The organism is Streptomyces sp. NPDC049837, assembly GCF_040674455.1.
Classification (GTDB): Bacteria; Actinomycetota; Actinomycetes; order Streptomycetales; family Streptomycetaceae; genus Streptomyces.
In genome coordinates this window covers 268580-284854 of record NZ_JBFAMP010000006.1, presented here as the reverse complement: position 1 = coordinate 284854, position 16275 = coordinate 268580, and the positions used below count along the sequence as shown (strand labels likewise).

General features: G+C 73.1%; 19 protein-coding genes and 1 tRNA gene. 9 read left to right on the top strand and 11 right to left on the bottom strand.

The window, feature by feature from the left end:
* Positions 1–68: 68 nt before the first annotated feature.
* From AB0J57_RS19030 to AB0J57_RS19020, 3 genes are all read right to left on the bottom strand, one after another.
* A complete protein-coding gene (locus AB0J57_RS19030) occupies positions 69–290 on the bottom strand; it encodes a zinc ribbon domain-containing protein (protein WP_366129360.1) in 222 nt (73 codons plus the stop codon).
* A 21-nt stretch (positions 291–311) separates the two neighbouring features.
* On the bottom strand, positions 312–1607 hold the full coding sequence (locus AB0J57_RS19025; RefSeq protein ID WP_366129594.1) for a hypothetical protein: 1296 nt from the start codon (positions 1605–1607) through the stop codon (positions 312–314).
* A 122-nt stretch (positions 1608–1729) separates the two neighbouring features.
* Entirely contained in the window at positions 1730–2533 is an 804-nt protein-coding gene (locus AB0J57_RS19020) for a DUF4097 family beta strand repeat-containing protein (protein ID WP_366129359.1), read from the bottom strand.
* Positions 2534–2671: 138 nt separating this feature from the next.
* On the opposite strand from AB0J57_RS19020, the gene AB0J57_RS19015 reads away from it, so the two are divergent.
* Positions 2672–2746, top strand: a tRNA-Val gene (locus AB0J57_RS19015).
* Between the two features lie 300 nt (positions 2747–3046).
* On the opposite strand, the gene AB0J57_RS19010 is transcribed toward AB0J57_RS19015, so the two are convergent.
* A complete protein-coding gene (locus AB0J57_RS19010) occupies positions 3047–3868 on the bottom strand; it encodes an SAM-dependent methyltransferase (RefSeq protein WP_366129593.1) in 822 nt (273 codons plus the stop codon).
* 154 nt (positions 3869–4022) lie between these two features.
* Between AB0J57_RS19010 and AB0J57_RS19005 the strand changes: the two genes are divergently transcribed.
* From AB0J57_RS19005 to AB0J57_RS18985, 5 genes are all read left to right on the top strand, one after another.
* Complete coding sequence (locus AB0J57_RS19005; protein ID WP_366129358.1) at positions 4023–4493, top strand: SUKH-4 family immunity protein; 471 nt, start codon at positions 4023–4025, stop codon at positions 4491–4493.
* A gap of 48 nt (positions 4494–4541) precedes the next feature.
* Complete coding sequence (locus tag AB0J57_RS19000; RefSeq protein WP_366129357.1) at positions 4542–5177, top strand: SUKH-4 family immunity protein; 636 nt, start codon at positions 4542–4544, stop codon at positions 5175–5177.
* A 29-nt stretch (positions 5178–5206) separates the two neighbouring features.
* Positions 5207–5902 carry a hypothetical protein gene (locus AB0J57_RS18995; protein WP_366129356.1) on the top strand — a complete coding sequence of 232 codons (696 nt, stop codon included), beginning with the start codon at positions 5207–5209 and terminating at the stop codon, positions 5900–5902.
* A gap of 254 nt (positions 5903–6156) precedes the next feature.
* Positions 6157–6333: a hypothetical protein gene (locus tag AB0J57_RS18990; protein WP_366129355.1), complete on the top strand. Its 177-nt coding sequence runs from the start codon at positions 6157–6159 to the stop codon at positions 6331–6333.
* A gap of 38 nt (positions 6334–6371) precedes the next feature.
* Entirely contained in the window at positions 6372–6665 is a 294-nt protein-coding gene (locus AB0J57_RS18985) for a DUF2277 domain-containing protein (RefSeq protein ID WP_366129354.1), read from the top strand.
* Here the strand turns inward: AB0J57_RS18985 and AB0J57_RS18980 are convergent.
* The 5 genes from AB0J57_RS18980 to AB0J57_RS18960 all read right to left on the bottom strand — a co-directional run bounded on the left by AB0J57_RS18980 (position 6586) and on the right by AB0J57_RS18960 (position 12480).
* On the bottom strand, positions 6586–7254 hold the full coding sequence (locus AB0J57_RS18980; protein WP_366129353.1) for a VTT domain-containing protein: 669 nt from the start codon (positions 7252–7254) through the stop codon (positions 6586–6588). The genes AB0J57_RS18985 and AB0J57_RS18980 overlap by 80 nt on opposite strands.
* A 202-nt stretch (positions 7255–7456) precedes the next feature.
* Positions 7457–7903 carry a DoxX family protein gene (locus tag AB0J57_RS18975; RefSeq protein WP_366129352.1) on the bottom strand — a complete coding sequence of 149 codons (447 nt, stop codon included), beginning with the start codon at positions 7901–7903 and terminating at the stop codon, positions 7457–7459.
* Between the two features lie 52 nt (positions 7904–7955).
* Positions 7956–9812: an FAD/NAD(P)-binding protein gene (locus tag AB0J57_RS18970; RefSeq protein WP_366129351.1), complete on the bottom strand. Its 1857-nt coding sequence runs from the start codon at positions 9810–9812 to the stop codon at positions 7956–7958.
* 236 nt (positions 9813–10048) lie between these two features.
* The gene (locus AB0J57_RS18965) at positions 10049–11713 is read right to left on the bottom strand and encodes an alkaline phosphatase D family protein (RefSeq protein ID WP_366129350.1); all 1665 of its coding nucleotides are present in this window, start codon (positions 11711–11713) and stop codon (positions 10049–10051) included.
* A gap of 122 nt (positions 11714–11835) precedes the next feature.
* Positions 11836–12480, bottom strand: a complete 645-nt coding sequence (locus AB0J57_RS18960; RefSeq protein WP_366129349.1) for an HNH endonuclease family protein — start codon at positions 12478–12480, stop codon at positions 11836–11838.
* 222 nt (positions 12481–12702) lie between these two features.
* On the opposite strand from AB0J57_RS18960, the gene AB0J57_RS18955 reads away from it, so the two are divergent.
* Positions 12703–13446 (top strand): ABC transporter permease, encoded by a 744-nt coding sequence (locus AB0J57_RS18955; RefSeq protein ID WP_366129348.1) that lies wholly within the window; start codon positions 12703–12705, stop codon positions 13444–13446.
* 415 nt (positions 13447–13861) lie between these two features.
* Positions 13862–14446, top strand: a complete 585-nt coding sequence (locus tag AB0J57_RS18950) for a TMEM165/GDT1 family protein (RefSeq protein WP_366129347.1) — start codon at positions 13862–13864, stop codon at positions 14444–14446.
* A 3-nt stretch (positions 14447–14449) separates the two neighbouring features.
* On the opposite strand, the gene AB0J57_RS18945 is transcribed toward AB0J57_RS18950, so the two are convergent.
* Entirely contained in the window at positions 14450–15136 is a 687-nt protein-coding gene (locus AB0J57_RS18945) for an HAD-IA family hydrolase (RefSeq protein WP_366129346.1), read from the bottom strand.
* A 149-nt stretch (positions 15137–15285) separates the two neighbouring features.
* The gene (locus AB0J57_RS18940; protein WP_366129345.1) at positions 15286–15507 is read right to left on the bottom strand and encodes a peptidoglycan-binding domain-containing protein; all 222 of its coding nucleotides are present in this window, start codon (positions 15505–15507) and stop codon (positions 15286–15288) included.
* Between AB0J57_RS18940 and AB0J57_RS18935 the strand changes: the two genes are divergently transcribed.
* Positions 15470–16267, top strand: coding sequence for a hypothetical protein (locus tag AB0J57_RS18935; protein WP_366129344.1), 798 nt, complete (start codon positions 15470–15472; stop codon positions 16265–16267). The two genes, AB0J57_RS18940 and AB0J57_RS18935, sit on opposite strands and share 38 nt — an antisense overlap.
* Positions 16268–16275 lie beyond the last annotated feature (8 nt).

The window sequence follows — 16275 nt, the reverse complement described above, 5'->3', positions numbered from 1 at the left end:
GGCACTGGACGAGCTGCGGGAGGTGGCGTGGCAGCCAGGGCCTGTCCGGCCGGGGACCCGGACGCGGGTCAGCCGCAGCACCCGCCCCCGCAGCATCCGCCGCCCCCGCCCTGGGACGGCGCGGGCGCACCGCCCTTCGCCGCCGTACCGCCCACCGCGACGGCGGACAGCAGCTTGACGGTGTCGTCGTGCCCGTCGGGGCAGGCCGCTGGGGCGGACGACTCGGCCATGGGACGGTTCAGTTCGAAGGTGTCTCCGCAGGTGCGGCAGCGGTACTCGTAGCGAGGCATGGCCCCAGATTAACCGCGCGGTCAGTGCCCGCCGCCTCGCTCTTCCCGAATCATCTCGACCACCCGCGCCACCGCGGCCCGCACGCCCTCCGTCTCGGTCAGGAAGTGCCAGTAGTCGGGGTGGCGGCCCTCCAGCCCCGCGATCGCCCGCTCCAGCCGGGCCACCGAATCGTCCAGCGGCCGGGCGTGACGGGGATCGGGGGTGTGGCGGCCGGCCATGGCGAGCCGCTGGGCGTCACGGATCGCGAAACGGGTGCGCTCGATCTCGGCCTGCGGGTCCTTGGAGACGGCGTTCAACCGGTTGAGCCGGTCACCGGCGGCCGACACCGCCTCGTCCGCGCTGTTCAGCAGCGCCCGCACCGTCGACAGCAACGCCGTCGCGTCCGCCCAGCTCTGCTCCTCGCGGGCCTTGGCCGCCTCGTGGAGCTTCTGCTCGGCCTGGCGGACATTCTTGGCCGCCTGCTCGGGAACGGGCTGGAGGTCCTGCCAGCAGGCGGCACTGAAGCGTCGGCGCAGCTCACTGAGGACCGGCTCGACGGAGGCGGCACGGTTGGCGAGCGCCTGTGCGCGCGTCCGTAGCGACACCAGCCGCTTGTCGATCTCGGCAGCCCGCTCGGGCAGCCGCTCCGCCTCCGTGCGCACGGCCTCCGCGTCCCGGAGGACCCGGTCCGCCCGCTGCAACGTCTCGGTGACGCCGTGCTGCCCCGCGCCCTGGTTGAGCTTGGTCAGCTCGGGGCCGAGGGCGGCCAGCCGCGCCGCGAGATCGTCGGCCCGCAGACCGGAGCCGCGCACCGTATCGAGGGCGTTGCTCGCCGAAAGAAGCGCCGCTCTCGCCCGCTCGACGGCGGGCGCCAGCCGCGCGAGCTGCGTCTCTGCCGTGGCCAGCAGCGGCCCCAACCCCTGCTCGAACCTGTCCAGCTCCCCCTTCACACGGACGAGGTCGTCCTTGGCCCGGTTCAGCTCGCCGCGCGCCCGGGAGGCGACGGAGGCGTCCAGATCGTCCCGGTCCAGGTCGTACGCATCGACCGCCGTGATGTACGCATGGCTCACCTCGTCGATCCGACGCCCCAGCGCGGCGAAGTCGTCCACCGCCCGGCGAGCCCCCGGCGACGCGTCCACCGCCGTGATCGTCTCGATCGAGATCCGCAGATCCCGCTGAGCGGTGTCCAACTCATAGAACGCCGCCGCGGCCGCGTCCCTCGCCGCCTGCGCCTCCGCACGCTGACTCTCCCCGCGCCCCCCGAACCAGCGCCGCGTCCCGCCCCCGGCGAACGCCCCGGGCAGCACAGCGACCACCAACGGCACCGGCAACAACATCAGCGCGAGCACATCTTTCACGTACCGCCGCGCGTGTGTCGCCGTCACATTCGCTCCCGTGCCGTCTGTCCGCCCCTGACCGGTTCATTCTCCCACCAGGTAAGGACGAACACACGAGCCCATCAGTTCGCGCTTCGCACAGCGACTTCGCCGTTCTCGCTCCTTGCCCTCACTCCGTGGCCGCTGCCCGCGTCGGTAGGCACGTCCACCCTCACCTCCCCGTTGGCACTCCCCGCCTCCACCGCGTACCGGGTGTCCCCGCCCGGCAGTTCGACGGCGACGTCGCCGTTGGCGTTCACCGCCTCGACCCGGTCCGGCACCGCCCTGAGTGCCAGCCGTATCTCCCCGTTCTCCGACCGCGCCACCACGTTCTTCGAGGTCGCGCCCTCCACCTGAACGTCCCCGTTCTCACTCCGCAACTCCAGCGGCCCACCCGCGTCCCGCACGGTCACCGTCCCGTTGCCCGAGGTCACCTTGAGCGCCGTCTCGAACCCCTCGGCGGTCACGTCCCCGTTGTCGTCCTCCACCGTCACCGCCACCCCTCGCGGCACCCGCACCTCATGCCGCGCCCGGCAATCACTCACCAGCGCGTCACACTCCACCCGCAACGTGAGCCGGCCGCCCTCCAGCTTCCACACCGGCGCGGGCCCGTCCCCCATCACCACCCACCCGTCGACCTGCCGGGTCACCTCCACGTCCTTCACATCCGCCGGCACCAGGACGAGCTCCGAATCGTCCGCGTCCACGACCAGCGTCTCGCCCCGGAACCCGAACGCCTTCCGCTCCACCGGCGCCCCCTCCACATCGGCACCCCCACACCCGGCGAGCCCCAGCGCTCCCAGCACCACTCCACCAACCACCACCGACGTCCGGATCCGGCGTGCACCCACGATGATTCCCCCTAGGTCTCTATGTCCGCCCCTCACGCTACGTGTCCACCCCACCCCGCCACGATCCGGCAACCCACCCTGCCGCAGGTAGGGCTACCCCCCGCCCCGCCCACCCGGCAGCCCCGGGTTTGCAGGATCCACCGGGGGGCCATGTACGCTGTTCACTCAATCCACGGGTGCGTAGCTCAGGGGTAGAGCGCTGCTCTTACAAAGCAGATGTCGGCGGTTCGAAACCGTCCGCGCCCACCAGTAACGAAGACCCCCAGCCGACCACGGCTGGGGGTCTTCGACGTACGGACCTGACATCAACGGCCGTGGTCACTCACGGCCAGGAAGGCGGCGCCTGGACGGGACGGCCCTAGCGTCCGAAGTCATGAAGGACCCCACCCGCTTCCAGCGCGGTAGAACCTTCCCTACTTCATCAAGGCCCGCGCACGGCGCGCTGCGTGGCGGGCAAGGACGAGAAACGATCTACCGCATGCCCAACGGCGACGTGACGGGCTCCCCATGGACGAGGAGCCCTGGGCCAGCCCGTTTCCCGCCTGATGATTACGGCTTCCGGCCGATGCCGCCGTAGGCGTCGACCGGGGTGGAGGGCTTGGGGGTGGTGGGGTCGGGGCGCCAGTCGGTGACGGGGACGATGCCGGGGGCGACCAGGTCGAGGCCGTCGAAGAAGCCGGTGATGTCGTCGACGCTGCGTACGTAGTAGGGGATGGCGTCGCTCTTGTTGTAGGCCTCGGAGGCGGCGATCATGCCTTCGCTGGTGGACGTGCCGTCGCAGATGGTGAGGTAGCTGCCGGACGGGAGGCCTGCCATGAGGCGGGTGATCAGGGAGCGGGCGGTGTCGTAGTCGGCGACGTGGCCCAGGGTGTTGAGGATCATCAGGGCGACGGGCCGGGACAGGTCCAGGGTGGCCGAGGCGGCTTCGAGGATCGTGTCGGGGTCGTACATGTCGGCGTCCACGTACGCGGTGCGGCCCTCGGGGGTGCTGGTGAGGAGCGCGCGGGCGTGGGCCAGGACCAGGGGGTCGTTGTCGACGTAGACGATCCGGGTGTCGGGGGCGACCTGCTGGGCGACCTCGTGGGTGTTGTCGCCGGTCGGGAGGCCGGTGCCGATGTCGAGGAACTGGCGGACACCCTGCTCGCCGGCCAGGTGCCGGACCGCGCGGCCGAGGAAGCGCCGGCTCGTGCGGGCCACGTCGACCAGGCCGGGGAAGATCGCCTTGATCTGGTCGCCGAGCTCGCGGTCCACCTCGTAGTAGTCCTTGCCGCCCACGAAGTAGTTCCAGAAGCGGGCCGAGTGCGGCTTGCTGGTGTCGATCCTGGAGTGGATCTCCGCGGCAGAGACGGGCGCGGGGTCGCGGTCCGGCACAGGGGCCTCCTGGGGCACAGTGGTCGTCAACGGGCCTCCAAACTAATCGAACGGCGGGGTGGGCGTGCGGGTTTGGGGCCTGCGGGCCGTTGTCAGTGGTCGCTCCTATGGTGGTGTCTGGGAGATCACTCTCAGAGTGCTACGGGGGCACACCATGAACGTCATCCATCCGAATATCACGCACGAGCCGACGCGGCGATGGCTCGCCGGGGGCAGGCTGCCGGAATCGCCCGAGCCGGTGCGGTTCACGCGGCTGGCGGAGGGGAGGGCGGTGACGGCGTCGCATCTCGTCGACGAGGAGTACGACCCTGCCGAACTCGACCCGTACATCGCGGGCTTGGTCGCCGTGGGGCACCTGCCGGTCGACGGGCTCGACGCGCAGGACGTCGTTGTCGACGGTGAGACGGGGCGGGTCTTCAGCCTGGAGATGTACTCGCCGCGATACGCCCGGATCCTTCCGCTCGCCCCGTCGCTGGAGGTGCTCGCCCGCCTCCTGGCGGCCGTTGATGAACTCGCCACGCTGAGCGGGCGGTTCGCCGGATTGGCCGGGCGGAGTGGGGCCGAGGTGGTCGAGGCGGCGACGGAGCGGCTGCTGGCCGTGTTCGTGGACGAGGGGGCGGGCTGAGAGGGGAAGATCCCGGCGTTCTGGCGGATCGCCGCGCTGATACGGCCCATGGCCCTGATCGCCCGCCCCGGCAGGGGACTGCGGCTCGATCTGCCGGTGGGGATCATGGAGGAGGAGTTCGGGGCGGAGGAGATCGTGCGGGTGGATCCGGCGGACATGCCCGCCGGGCTGGAGCACGGGCCGACCCGGCGGTTCCTCGCCGAGGTGGGGCTGCCCAAGGACGGATTGATGTTCTGGCTGGGCGACGAGGACACGTTGCTGGAGACCGTGACCGAGGAGCGTGAACGGCTCCGCCGGGACCCACGGCTGCGCCACTTGCCCGCCGGTGACACGCTGCCCGCCGACATCGGCCGGCTGCTCGTCCTGGGCGGGCTGATGCACGACTTCGACATCGTGATCGACGGCCGTACCGGCGCGGTCCACTACCTCGAATGCGGTGCCGATACGGCGGTGCCGGTGAACGCCGACATCTCGACCCTCGCCTTCACGGTGTGGATGCACAGCCGTGAGCAGAAGCTCGACAAGGAGCACGGCCTGACCGACGACTTCTACCACCAGCTCGCCGACACCATGGTCGCCGTCCTCGCCTCGGTGGACCCGGTCGCCTGCCTCCCCGCGACCGGTCCGGACGACTACCGCTACTGGCCCGAGGTGTTCCACGACCAGGCGGGGGCGGTGTTGTGACCGGCCGACCGGGGAGGACGGTGCGGATCGTGGTGACGGACCGTCGGAACGCAGCCGTCCTGCCCGGTCATCCGGAGACCTACGAGGTCACGGAGGCGGGGCAGGTGGGGGAGGTGATGGGTGCGCTGGGAGACCTGCGGGACGGGCAGGGGGAGGGCTTCGAGTGCATGTGCCTCGGTGAGTTCCGGTCCACGCTGTACGACGCCGCCGGTCAGCGCGTCCGTGAAGCCGACCGGCACGGTCCGCTGCCGCTGCTCGACCCGGCGGACCCGCGCTCCATACCGGGGCAGCACCGTGCCGCCTGGGCCGCGGGTGCGCCGGAGCCGCTGCGGCGGTACGCCGAGGCGTGGGCGCGTGGCGAGCCGCCCGCTCCCGGGACGGTGGCCGCGACGCCGTTGAACCTGGTGTTCGCCTGGCTCGGCAGGCCCCGTGGTGGGGGCGGCGCCGCGCGGCTGATCGCCCGGCAGGCGCCCCTGGCCGTGCTGGGCGCGGCGGCGACGGACGCGTTGGCGTGGGCGGTGCGGGAGAGCGACGCGGCAGGGCTGGACGGGGCCGTGGAGTTCTTCGCGAGCGAGCACTTCACCGCGCGCCACCCGAAGAAGCGCCGCGTCGGCGCCACGGCTCGGGACGTGTTGCTGCGGCACGCCCGCGCGCGCCACCCCGAGCACGTGGCGGTGCTGGAGCGGCGGCTGTTGCGGGCGGCGGAGGACCGGGTCAGGCGTTAGGCCGCTTGCCGTGGTTTGCGCCCTTCTTCTTGCGGGCGCGGCGCTTGTTTCCTCGCTTGGACATGGTGCGTACCTCCGCCGCCAGTTTAGGTTCCGCCCATGCGTCGCGCATCGCGTGCCGAACCGCGCGTGCGACGGAGCGCACCTTCGTGGGACCGCCGTGCGCCCTGCCTCGCCGGGGCGGGCCGGCGGGACTCTGCCTCCGGGGGACCAGCGGGGGACCAGCGGGGAACCGGCCGATACCAGGAGGCGACATGGCCCGTACACAGTCCAAGTGCGGAGCGCGCACCAAGCACGGCGGCTGCTGCCGGCGGCTCGCCATGGTGGGCGCCTCACGGTGCAACCTGCACCGCGGGGACTGGGCGACCTACACGATCGACAGGGAGCGGGAGAGGGAGCGGGAACGGGAACGGAAGCGACGTACGCGGTGACGGTGGGCTCGGGCGGGCGGCAGGCGCACACTGGAGCCATGTGCCGCAGTATCAAGACCCTCCGCCCGCCCGTGCTCCCCACCGAGGCCACCGAGGAGGACATCCGCGCCGCAGCATTGCAGTACGTACGGAAGGTGTCCGGGTTCCGGGCGCCGGCCGCGCACAACCGGGAGGTGTTCGAGCGGGCCGTGGACGAGGTCGCCGAGGCGACCCGGCGGCTGCTCGACGGCCTCGAGGTGCGGGGCGCCGCCGCTAGGAAGCCGGCGACTGAATCGGCGACTGAACCGGTGAGTGGGCCGGTGACTGCGCCGGTACGGGAGCCGGTGCCGTAGCCCGTCCCGTAGCCGGTACGGGACGCCGTGCCGGGGCGGGCGGGCGGCGTATGACGTACGCCGCGAGGGCGCCCGCCAGGAACAGGGCGAGCACCGAGACCGCCACGCCGGTCCAGGTCGCGCCCAGCCACTGGCCGCCGAAGTACCCCAGGCTCACGCTGTACGAGGCCCAGGCCACGCCCGCCAGGGCGGACCAGGGCAGGAACTGGCTGGCCTTGCGCCGCGCCGCGCCCGCGCCCAGCGACACCACCGAGCGGCCCGCCGGGGCGAACCGGGCGATGACGACGAGGACGCCGCCGCCGCGCGCCAGCGCCGCGCCGAGACGTTCCTGCGCCGTGGTCAGCCGTCGCGAACGGGCGATCGCCCGGTGCAGGCGGGACCGCCCGCGCCACGCGAGGCGGTACGCGACGAGGTCACCCAGCAGGGAGGCCGTGGCCGCGCACAGCGTCAGCGCGAGGAGGGAGCCGCTCCCGGTCGCGGCGACCGTCGCGGCCGTGATCACGAGGATGCCGCTGGGCAGTACCGGCAGGAACACGTCCAGGAGGACGGAGACGGCGACAGCCGTGTAGATCCATGGGCCGGCGGCCACGCTTTCGAGCACCTTCACTCCCCGGTCCCGTGAAGCCGGTCCCGTGGAGCGGGCGGCCGGACAGGCGCAAAGCGTACGCCGGAAGGCGGCCCGGGCGATCACCCGGGCGGGGGACTGGCTGTGACTGTGTGAGGTCGCCCGTCCCCGCGCCGGCTGCCGACCCGGGGGGCGAGCCCCGCCGGCGGGGAGCCTCCGTGCGCCGCTACGCGGTGACCGGCTCCTGCTTGCGGTCCTGCTGGGAGGAGGTGAAGAGGCTGTCCAGGGAGAGGGCGCCCGGGCCGGTGAAGACCAGCAGGAGCAGCGACCAGCAGTACATGGCCGCCAGTTCGCCGCCGTTCTTGAGGGGGAACAGGCCCATCGGCTGGTGGACCTTGAAGTAGGCGTAGGCCATGGCGCCCGAGGCGATGAAGGCGGCGGCGCGGGTGCCCAGGCCCACCAGGACCAGGGCGCCAGCCACGAGTTCGATGACCGCGGCGTACCAGCCGGGCCAGGTGCCGGCCGGGACGGTGCCCCCGGTGCCGCCCGCTCCGCCCAGGACGCCGAAGAGCGAGGCGGCGCCGTGGCAGAGGAAGAGGAGCCCGACGACTATCCGGAACAGGCCGAGCACGTAGGGGCGGGCCTGATCGAGGCGCGCGGTGATGTTGGACATGGGGGTCCTTCGGTTTGGGGACGGAACCGACGAGCCCACAGGTTAGGCAGTCCTAATCGATACTTGCAAGTTCAACATTCGGCCGTTCCGCTTCCGCGTCGGAGCACGCCCGGAGGGCGGCTCGAGCCACCGCGTCCGTGTCCGAGAGGGTCACCGAGTCGACACCGGGCCGGGCGCCCGCCGCCGTCACCCAGTGCACCCCCTCGGTGGGGACGCCCAGGCCGAAAACGGCCTGGTGAGCGCGTCCTTGACGGTTTATCAGGCGGTACGGGGACGGTGTGACGTCCAGCCCTCCGGTGTCGTAGCCGTCGACGACATGGGTGCGGCACTGGCCGGAGTGGAGCATTCCGGCGAGGAGCGTGTCTCCGGTGCGCCTCAAGTCGGGCTCCGGCAGTCGGGCCTCGATCAGGGTGGTCGCCGTAACGGCCGAGTCCGGCACATCGGGGGATTCCGCGATGAATACGCCGTTCTCCGGGTGAACCCGCATACGGGGACCGATCACCTCCAGCACCCCAGCCTCGATCAGGGCTGCCATCTCCTCGATGCGGCGGCGCGGCGGGCCGATCGACAGGAAGGCGTTCAGCGGCGTGTACCAGCGGTCCAGGTGGTCACGGCGCGAGGCGCCCGAGAGTCCCGCGTGGTCGACGATCAGCCGCAGCTCGTTGCGGATGTCCCGCAGCACGTCCAGCGCGGCCTTCACCGGCCCGGCCACATTGCCGAGCGCCGCCTCGGCCGCGTCCCGGCGCAGGTGCGCGAGCAGCCAGGCGCGGAAGTCCCCGGGTGACCGGAACGTTTCGCCCGCGTGCGGGCGCGAGACCCGCTCCCACGACCACCGTTCGCGCGGCGGCACCGCGTACGCGTCGAGCGTGGCCTCCGGAGCGGCCAGGAACCGGGTGCGGAAGCCCCTCGGCAGCGCCTTGTGCCGCCTCAGCAGCGCCTCGTAGTACGTCGTCTCGACCTCCCTGGCGACCAGGGGCCATATCTCGGCCAGGAAGTCCGGCGGGTCGCCCGCTTCCGCCCGCTTGCGGAACGTCTCGATGACGTCGGGCGTCAGCAGCAGCGGCTCGTGCCGCGCGGACGCGCCCTTCTCGTTGTCGCCGCGCGCCTGGTACGGGACGCCGCGCCGCGAACCGGCGTACAGCCGGGGTTCCCGGCCCGAGGGGGCGTACCTGAGCGCGCCGCCCTCCCGTACGAAAGCCCCGCCCCGGCCCTCCGTGAGCAACGCCATGTGGTCGAAGAAGTTCAGGCCCAGGCCCCGCAGCAGCACCGGCTCGCCGGGCGCGATCGGCGTGAGGTCGAGGTCCGCGGGGTTGGCCGGCGGGAAGTGCCGCAGCCCGTGGCGCACCGCGTACCCGCCCAGGAGCTCCGAGGACGGATCGGCCGCCGGAAGATGACCCTGGGCGAGGACGACCGCGTCGAGGCCGGCGAGGACCGTGCCGTCGTCGAGCGTGAGCGTGTGGAGGGGGCCGGCGCCCTCCAGGCGCACGGCCCGCGCCCGGTGCACGCGCACGGTCACCTCCGGCGGCGCCTCGGCCACCGCGCGGGCGAACGCCCACTCCAGGTAGGCGCCGTAGCACGCGCGCGTGGGGTAGTCGTCGGGGCCGAGCCGGTACGCGCGGGAGGCGGCCCACTCGTACAGGCTCGGCCCCCGGCGTATCGGGCCCTCGCAGCGCACGCTCTCGTCGGTGAAGACCGTCACCTGGCAGGCCACCGTGTTCATCAGCAGCTCGGCCGGCTGGTCGCTGCGCCAGACCCGGCCCGCCCCCGGAGAGGCCGGGTCGACGACATGGACCGTCAGCGGCGTTCCCGCGGCCAGTTCCGGGACGGAGGCGCAGAGCCGTTCGAGTACGGACGTGCCACGGGGGCCTGCACCGACCAGGGCTATGGCGTGGGGAACTTCGGACGACAAGACTCGGACTCCCGGCGGCAGGGGGTGGTGCGAGAGCTCATCATGCCGGTGCCGCGCCCCTCACCGAACCCCTGGCCGGAGGATCACCATCCGCTATGGGTGGGAATGGGGGAGGCCTGAACCGGACGTTCACCGTACGTTCACAGCCCGGGTCCGTGGGCCGCGGGCTCGGCGTCCGTCCGTCCGTCGGCGTCCGTCCGTCGATCAGCATCCGTCCGTCAGCGTCCGTCCGTCCGTCAGCGTCCGTCCGTCAGGGTCCGCTCGTGTACGGTCGTCAGCTCGGCGTCGCTCCGGCCGCGCCCCCGCGCCGCCGCGTGCTCCAGCCGCAACCGGGCCGACCGCCCGTGCAGGGTCAGCGTCATGAGCTGGTTGCCGAACCACGGCCCGCCCGTGCGGCGCCAGTCGACGACCGGCCGCCGGGTCCGCCCGTGCCGCCGCAGCATGTGCCCCAGCCACCGCCCGGCCGGGCCCCAGCCGATCTGGAACGCCCAGCGCAGTACGCGCGGGATGCGGTTGTGCACCGGCGAGCAGGTGAGCTGCACCACCCGCGCCCGGGGGGCCGCCTCGTGCCAGGCCGGCTCGGCGACGTACGCGTGGTGCACGTCGCCCGACAGCACGCACACCGTCGCCGGGGCGTCCGGCCCGCTGCCCGCCTCCGCCAGCAGCCGCGCCAGCCGGTCGAACGACTCCGGGAACGCCGACCAGTGCTCCAGGTCCGCCGTGCGGCGCACGGCCTCCGAGAGCCGCGCCCAGCGCGTGCCGCGCACGCCCCGGCACAGCGCGGCGTTCCACACCTCGGCGTCGTGCATGAGCGGCGGCAGCAGCCACGGCAGGGAGGAGCCGATCAGCAGGTGGTCGCAGTCCCCCCGGCCGGCCAGTACCTCCTCGTGCAGCCACCGCTCCTCGGCCTCGTCGTGCATGGCCCGCCCGGGCTCGTCCAGCACCCGGCCCGCCCGGGTGTCCATCATCACCAGCCGGGTCCGCCCGAAGTCCCGCCGGTAGCTCCAGCGCACCCGGGCCGGATCCGCGTCCGCCTCCGCCGCGAACCGCCGCAGCAACTCCGTCCCGTCCGGCACCGCGCGCACCGCCGCGTACAGGGGGTCGGCGTCCAGCTCGTCGGGGGAGAGGTTGCCCAGGTGCTGGTGGACCCAGTACGACATCAGCCCGCTGAGGATCCGCTCCTGCCACCACTCCGTACGGCGCATGTCCGCGACCCAGGCGGCGCTGGTGTTCCAGTCGTCGACGACGTCGTGGTCGTCGAAGATCATGCAACTGGGGACGGTGGAGAGCAGCCACCGCACGCTCGGGTCCAGCCAGGACTCGTAGTAGAGGTGGGTGTACTCCTCGTAGTCCGCGACCTGGGCGCCGGGCGGCTCGCGCAGGTCGCGGCGCGCGGAGAGCCAGCGGCGGGTCGCCTCGGAGGTCTCGTCCGCGTACACCTGGTCGCCGAGCAGGAGCAGGACGTCGGGGCGTACGGCCGTGGGGTCGGCGGACAGCCGGGCGGCGAGCTTGTCCAGCGCGTCCGGGCCCACCGGGTCCTTGCCGTCACCGGGCGGCGCGGACCAGCGGCAGGAGCCGAAGGTGATCCGGAGGCCGTCAGCGCCGGGGCTGGGCGTGGTGATCGTGCTCGCCGGGTACCGGGCCTCGGCGGGCGGCCACACCGGGCGGCCGCCGAGCAGCACCTCGTACGGGTTCGTCGACCCGGGCGTCAGGCCGGTGACCGGGACGAGGGCGTAGTGGTGCCCGGCCACCTGGAAGGTGCGCGTCTCCCCGCCGCCGCCGTCGGCGCACCGGACCTCGGCCGTGCAGGGCCGGTCGGCCTCGATCCAAACGGTCGCCCGGTCGCCGCGCTCCCAGTCGACGTACCGCAGGACCGGTCCCAAGCGCAGTCCGGCTGCCATCTCCGGCCTCCTCCGTCGCCCGCCCGTACTCCAACGGTACGGAACGACGGAGGCGGCGGGGAGCACCCGGCGGTAACGGCCGGCGGTAACAACCGGCGGTAGCGCCCGGCGGGGAGGGCGGCTCAGCAGCCGTTGAGCACGGACTGGAGCGCGCTCTTCTCGGCCGAGTCCACGCTCAGGTTCCAGTGGTGCTTCACGTGCACCCACATCCGGGCGTAGGTGCAGCGGTACGCGGTGCGCGGCGGCAGCCACTCGGCGGGGTCGAGGTCGCTCTTGGCCTGGTTGACGTCGTCGGTGACCGCGATGAGCTGCGGGCGGGTCAGGTCGTTGGCGAAGGCCTGGCGCTGTGACGTGGTCCAGGCGTTCGCACCGGAGCGCCAGGCCTCGGCGAGGGCCACGACGTGGTCGATGTCGAGGTCCGAGGCCGCGCGCCAGGTGGCGCCGTCGTACTCGGAGTACCAACTTCCGCTGATCGCGGCGCAACTGGAGTCCTGAACGACGTTCACGCCGTCGCGCTTGAGGACGACCTCGCGGGTGTTGCAGCTTCCCGACTGGGTGATCCAGTGCGGGAACAGGTCGCGGCTGTAACCGCTGGAGGAACCTTCCGCCTTCACCGTGAGCTGGCTCAGGTAGGTGCGGGCGGTGGCGGCGCTGATCGGGGTGGGCGGGGCGGCCTGGGCAGCCGGGGCGGTGGCCAGGACGCCGGTGGCGGTGAGGGCGGCGGACGCGGCGAGCCCGGCTATTCGACGCGCGTAGACACCGGACATGGGTGACTCCCTTGGGATGTGGGGGTGTTGGCCGGATCGCCCGTTCGGGCGGCTCGGTCATCGTGGTGGCGCCAGGTTTCCCCGGGGGATGCGCCGGGTTACAGAGTGGCGACATGTGCACGTCACATCAAGGGGTGTGCCCGGTTTCTGACGTTCCGGCACCTGGCTTGTCCGGCTTTGGGGTTGGTGCTCTTCGGGGTCGGGCCTCTCTAGGGTGGTGCTGTGCTGCTGCCCGTCAACGCCACGTTCGCGGCTGTCCTCGCCGTCCTGCTCGCCGTCGCCGCCACCGTCGCGGCGCTCGCCCACCTGCGGGCGCCGCGCGAGATCGTCACCGCGGGGGTGCGGGCCGCGGTGCAGCTCGCCGCCGTGTCGCTGGTCATCGGGTGGGTCGTCCGCGCCGTACCGCTGCTGCTCGCCTTCCTGCTGCTCATGTACGCCGTCGCCGTCCGCACCGCCGGGCGCCGCATCACGCCCAACGGCACCTGGTGGTGGGCGGCCGTGCCCATCGCCGCCGGGGTCGTTCCGGTCGTCGGCGCGCTGGTGCTGACCGGGCTCGTTCCGGTCAAGGGCATCGCCCTGATCCCCGTGACCGGCATCCTCATCGGCGGGGCGCTCACCGCGACGGTGCTGGGCGGGCGGCGCGCCCTGGACGAGCTGGGGACGCGGCACGGCGAGGTGGAGGCGGGGCTGGCGCTCGGGCTGCTGGACCGGGACGCGCGGCTGGAGGTGGCGCGGGAGGCGGCGGCGGACGCGCTGCTGCCGGGGCTCGACCAGACCAGGACGGTGGGCCTGGTCACCCTGCCGGGCGCGTTCGTCGGGATGCTGCTGGGCGGGGCGTCACCGCTGCTGGCGGGCGCGGTGCAGTTGTTCGTCCTGGTGGGGCTGATGGCCGTGCAGGGCGTGGCGGTGGCGGCGGTTCTGGAGCTGGTGGCGCGCGGGAAACTGCACCGGGACGAAGACGGCTGAGGGTGCGGTCCGCACCCGCCCCCATCCGGTGCACCCGCCCCCATCCGGTGCACCCGCCCCCATCCGGTGCACCCGCCCCCATCCGGTGCACCCGCCCCCATCCGGTGCACCCGCCCCCATCCGGTGCACCCGCCCCCGCCCGCACGTCCAAGCCCCCCAACCCGCCCCTCTGCCGGTATCGCGTACCCTGGACGGAGCAGAAGGGGAGTAGCTCTTCGCCGGACCGTCGACATACTGCTGGGCCTCGTGCCCGGCCGGCGCCCGGAGGCGGCACGCGGTGGTCCGTGTGCCCGCCAGCGAGACCTTCGGCGACAGCAGTGCCATGCCCGCATCCATGGCGCCGCCTTGCCGAAGCGACCCCTGAGACGTCTCTTCTCGGTACGGCGGAGCCCGACCGATTGAGGAACCCCATCCCGTGCTCAGCCTCACGATCATGGCGATCACCTTCGGCGTCGTCTTCCTCGCCGAGCTCCCCGACAAGACCGCCCTCGCCGGCCTCATGCTGGGCACCCGCTACCGCGCGTCGTACGTCTTCGCCGGTGTCGCCGCCGCGTTCGCGGTCCACGTCGTCCTCGCCGTCGCCGCCGGCAGCGTCCTGACCCTGCTCCCGCACCGGCTGGTGCAGGCACTGGTCGGCGTGCTGTTCCTGTGCGGGGCGGCGGTGCTGCTGCTGAAGAAGGGCGACGAGGAGGACGAGCACATCAAGGCCCCGGCCGACCAGTCCTTCTGGAAGGTCTCCGGGGCGGGCTTCATGCTGATCCTGGTCGCGGAGTTCGGCGACCTGACCCAGATCATGACCGCGAACCTCGCCGCCCGCTACGACAACCCGCTCTCCGTCGGCCTCGGCGCCGTACTCGCCCTGTGGGCCGTCGCCGGGATCGGCATCCTGGGCGGGCGGACGCTCATGAAGTACGTACCGCTGCGGCTGATCACCAGGGTCGCCGCCTGCCTGATGCTGGCGCTGGCGGGCTTCAGCCTGTACGAGGCGCTCGCGCCCTGACGCCTACGAGCCGATGTGGAGGCGGATCGTGCCGTCGGCGCCGTCCGCCTCCACGCGCACGTGCGTGAGGTCCGGTACGTGCACGTCCGGGGCGAACGCGCCCGCGCGCGGTCCGACGCCCACCACCCGCATCCCGGCGGCGCGCCCCGCCAGGATGCCTGCCTCGGAGTCCTCGAACACCACGCAGTCGGCCGGGTCGAAGCCCAGCTCGGCCGCGCCCTTCAGGAACCCCTCCGGGTCCGGCTTGCTGGCGCCGACGCACTCGGCGGTCACCCGCGCCTCCGGCATCGGCAGCCCGGCCGCGCCCATACGGGCCCGGGCGAGCGGTTCGTCGGCCGAGGTGACCAGGGCGTGCGGAAGGGCGGCGATGGCGGCCATGAAGGCGGGTGCACCGCCGACCGGCACGACCCCGTCCAGGTCGGCGGTCTCCTCGGCGAGCATCACGCGGTTGTCGGCGTGGTTCTCCTCCGTCGGGCGGTCCGGGAGGAGGACGGCCATGGTGGCGTACCCCTGGCGGCCGTGGACGATCTTGAGGGCCTCCTCCGGGTCGAGCCCGTGCCGTATCGCCCAGCGGCGCCAGCAGCGTTCCACCACGGCGTCCGAGTTGACGAGGGTGCCATCCATGTCGAGGAGAAGGGCCCGGGCGGTCAGGACGCAAGCGGCGGAAGCGGCGGAAGGGGTGGCCGGCATCGGGGTCTCCACGGGAGAGGGGGCGGAGAAAGGGGAGAAATGAGTACGAAGTGGCCCGCCCGCCGGTCAGGGTATACGGGCGGGACCACTTTGTTCCTCCACGATACAAAATGGATCCGTCCGACGCCAGCCCGCCCCCGGGACGCCCCTCAGCGCCCCGTCGTCTCCGACTCCAGCCACCGGCGGGTCTCCGGCCCGTACACGCCCCACCCGTCGCTCTCCAGGTTCCGGGCGTACTGGTAGCGGGCCACGCCCTCCTCCACGTCCTGGTTGTAGCGGCCGTTCATCGGCCCGTCGTACAGCCCCGCCTCCCGCAGCCGGTACTGGAGCTCCGTGACCTCCGGCCCCCGGTCACCGCGCCGCAGCGTCACCGGCTCGTCCTCCGACGGCTCCTGGCTGGGCACCCGGCTGCTGCTGGGCGATGACGGGGGCCCGGCGCCCGGCCGGGTCGGGGCGCCGTCCGAAGGGGCCGTCGACTCCGTACCCGGCACGGCGACGGCCAGGGACGCGGAGGCGGCCGCGGACGCGGTGGCGGACGGGGCCGCCGACCCGGACGCGGACACGGACACGGACGCCGAGGCGGACGAGGAGGCCGACCCGGACGGGGACCCCGACCCCCGCCCCGACGGCGACGCCGGCCCGGACGCCTCCGAGGACGGCCCCTCCGGCGCCCCGCTCGGCCACGCGGGCGTGCTCGGGCCCAGGTCGGGCAGCATCCGGTCGGCCTCGCCGTCCCTGCCGAACAGCCCGCCCGCGAACCCCGCCACGCCCACCACGACGACCACCGCCGCCACCGCACCGAGCACCGCGTACGGGCGGCGGGCGCGGCTGCGGGACCGCGCCTCGGCCCGCGCCCGCGCCCTGCCCCCGGCGCGTGCGCCGTGCGGCGGGCCCATCCCCTCCAGTGGCACGAGCTCCGGCTCCAGCGGCACGTACAGCGGCATCGTGGACGGCGGCACGGGCGACGGCGCCACGGCGGGCGGCGGCACGGGCAGCGCACCGTCCGGCTCCGCCGCCCGAAGGTTCACGTACGGACGTATCCCCAGCGTGTCCTCCACGGACGCGCAGCGGCAGTCGTCGTCACCGCACTCAGGACAGACCTGTCCCGTCAATGTGGGCCCCTCCCCTTGAACTGCGAG

Coding starts and splice junctions, on each gene's coding strand:
- AB0J57_RS19005 (WP_366129358.1), top strand. CDS start 4,023: ATGAACGTCATCCATCCGAATATCACGCACGAGCCGACGCGGCGATGG.
- AB0J57_RS18965 (WP_366129350.1), bottom strand. CDS start 11,713: ATGGCAGCCGGACTGCGCTTGGGACCGGTCCTGCGGTACGTCGACTGG.
- AB0J57_RS18975 (WP_366129352.1), bottom strand. CDS start 7,903: ATGTCCAACATCACCGCGCGCCTCGATCAGGCCCGCCCCTACGTGCTC.
- AB0J57_RS19030 (WP_366129360.1), bottom strand. CDS start 290: ATGCCTCGCTACGAGTACCGCTGCCGCACCTGCGGAGACACCTTCGAA.
- AB0J57_RS18945 (WP_366129346.1), bottom strand. CDS start 15,136: ATGCCGGCCACCCCTTCCGCCGCTTCCGCCGCTTGCGTCCTGACCGCC.
- AB0J57_RS18960 (WP_366129349.1), bottom strand. CDS start 12,480: ATGTCCGGTGTCTACGCGCGTCGAATAGCCGGGCTCGCCGCGTCCGCC.
- AB0J57_RS18985 (WP_366129354.1), top strand. CDS start 6,372: ATGTGCCGCAGTATCAAGACCCTCCGCCCGCCCGTGCTCCCCACCGAG.
- AB0J57_RS18990 (WP_366129355.1), top strand. CDS start 6,157: ATGGCCCGTACACAGTCCAAGTGCGGAGCGCGCACCAAGCACGGCGGC.
- AB0J57_RS19000 (WP_366129357.1), top strand. CDS start 4,542: ATGGCCCTGATCGCCCGCCCCGGCAGGGGACTGCGGCTCGATCTGCCG.
- AB0J57_RS19025 (WP_366129594.1), bottom strand. CDS start 1,607: ATGTTGTTGCCGGTGCCGTTGGTGGTCGCTGTGCTGCCCGGGGCGTTC.